This window comes from uncultured Thiodictyon sp., from assembly GCA_903837595.1.
Classification (GTDB): domain Bacteria; phylum Pseudomonadota; class Gammaproteobacteria; order Chromatiales; family Chromatiaceae; genus Thiodictyon.
This window is the reverse complement of record CAILVI010000534.1, coordinates 1-2,427: the sequence shown is the minus strand read 5'-3', so window position 1 is coordinate 2,427 and position 2,427 is coordinate 1. Positions and strand designations below refer to the sequence as shown.

Annotated in this window: 1 protein-coding gene; it reads left to right on the top strand. The window is 64.4% G+C overall.

The window, feature by feature from the left end; translation table 11 throughout:
* Positions 1-803 precede the first annotated feature (803 nt).
* Positions 804-1,805, top strand: a complete 1,002-nt coding sequence (locus QZY44_RS32565) for an IS110 family transposase (protein ID WP_295457492.1) — start codon at positions 804-806, stop codon at positions 1,803-1,805.
* Positions 1,806-2,427: the final 622 nt, after the last annotated feature.

The window sequence follows — 2,427 nt, the reverse complement described above, 5'->3', positions numbered from 1 at the left end:
TTCACTCGAGATTCTCCTGTCATATCGAAATTGCACCTGAGACTCCAGCTGCTCCAGCAGCCCCCCGCCCGACACAGACGTGATCACGAGCCGCGGGGGGATGACGACCTCCTCAGGGATCTCGTCGAGTCTCTGGAGATGGTGCAGCAGGGCCTGTTCGATCACGAATCCTCTCTTCAAGGCTCGGGTACGGACCTACCGTTCCAGACGGTCACGGGTTTCGGGCGAGATGTTCGCGGAAATCTGGGTCACGTCTTACTTGCTTGTTCTGTTGTTTAAAATCTGATTTGGCAACGTCGATTTTGGGAGCACCTGATTCGTGACCCTGACGACTGGGAGTAGCACCTGGACTTCATCCATTACAACCCCGTCAAGCACGGCTATGTGGACCGTCCGCGCGACTGGCCTTACTGCTCCTTCGCCCGCTGCGTCGAGCGCGGCTGGTACAGCCCGGAGTGGGGCGCCACCTGTCCGGAGACCATCCAATGTATGAACCCCGAATGATGCGTGGGGGGTGGAAGGGTGGAACCGCTACGCTTGTTCCACCCTTGTATGTTCTGTTCCCAGGGATTGACAGGGATGGTCGAGACACGGATGTTGCAGAGAGTGCCCGGGAAGCCGTTCCACCCTGAAGCCTCGAGCTTGCACGTAGATTGGCTCCCCGCCCTCTTCGCCCATACCGAAGAGTATCCGAGGCCGTGGGCACTGCCCGTGAGCCTGCATACACAAGGTCGGTAGGCGAGGGTCCAGGGTCGGGGAACCGGACACGATGCTACAGCGTTTGAACCTGGAGAAACAGACCGATGAAAGTGGAAAAAGTGGCTGGAATCGACGTGGCGGCCAAGACCCTGGCGCTGGCGATCCGTGCGGGCGAGCAGACCGGCAAGGTGCGCGAGTTGGAGAACACCGCCAGTGGTCACCAGGCGGTGATCAAGGCGCTCACAAGCGCTGGCGTGCAGCGCGTGTGCCTGGAGGCAACCGGCGTCTACCACCTGGACCTGGCGCTCGCCTTGGACGCCGCCGGGGTGTCCCTGATGGTGGTCAATCCGACGGCCGCCAAGCGTTTTGCCCAGGCCCTGATGACCCGCTCCAAGAGCGATGCGGTGGACGCCGGTGTTTTGGCGCAGTTCGCGCAAAGTATGCCGTTCCAGCCGTGGCAGCCTCCTGCCGCGCCGGTCCTGGAGGTGCGCGCGTGCGCCCGGCGCCTGGCGGCGCTCGTCAAGGCCCGCACCCAGGCGAAGAACCAGTTACACGCAGCGAGCCAGACCATCAGCACACCGGAGATCGTGCTGGCGGATCTGCGCCTGAGCATCGCCCAATGCGATGACCACATCGCGCAACTGCGCGCTGGGGCGTGCGCGCTGATCGACGCCGATGCCCAACTGCGTGAGGTCTTCACCCTGCTCAACAGCGTCAAAGGCATCGCCGCCGCCAGCGCCATCCAGATCATGGGTGAGATCCTGGTACTGCCCGCGGACATGCAGGCCAAACAATGGGTGGCCCAGGCGGGGCTCGACCCGCGCCACGCCACCTCCGGCACCAGCGTCAACCACAAGCCGCACCTGAGCAAGGCCGGTAATCGCTACCTGCGCTTGGCGCTGTACATGCCCGCCTTGAGCGCCGCGCGTCACGAGAAGCACGTCAACGGCTACTACCGCCACCTCATCGAAGACCGTGGTCTGAAGCCGATCCAGGCCGTCTGTGCGGTGATGCGCAAGCTCCTGCACGCCATCCACGCCATGCTCAAGGCCCGCCAGCCGTTCAATGGCAGCCGTTTCTATGCCCTCGTCGAGACCCCAGCGTGAGTGCCGGGCGCGCGCGTCACTCCTCATGAGGATGAAAAACTTGCTGATGATTGCGCCGCAGGCGTCCGCCGCCAGCACGGTGCTCGCCGCGGCGCAGTGTGGGCAAAGGGTGAATGAGTGGGGGCAAGCGGGGGGCAACTCGCCACCGCTGATGCCGCCGTCCGGGCACGACGCCGGCGGCGAGTTGTCCCCGGCTTGTCCCCACGTTCGCTTGCGACATTCACGCTTTGCCCACACGGAGTCCGCCCACGCGGACCCCGCAGCCCGCTCCCCCCACGGACGCGCCGTGACATCGCGGGTGCCGACCGTGGACCCGACGCCGGAATGGCGAACGCCGTCGGACGATGGCGCCCGTTCACGTAGCGAGGAGGCCAATTTACGGATCGGAGGCAAATCGGACTTGCGCTCGAACAGAGTATCTACGACGGGCGATTTCGCTGACCACATCACTTTCGATCGCACCCGCTGGTAGGTGGCGCCCCTACGGGGGCTTAAGCTTGGCGCGGGCTTGGAGGTGGTCGACCTTGCTCAGCATCCCGCCCCTCCCCCGTCAGCGTCAGTCGCCCTGAAGGGCGACCTACACCGGGAACGGCCTTCGTCATCCATCGTTCCGGGCACCGCG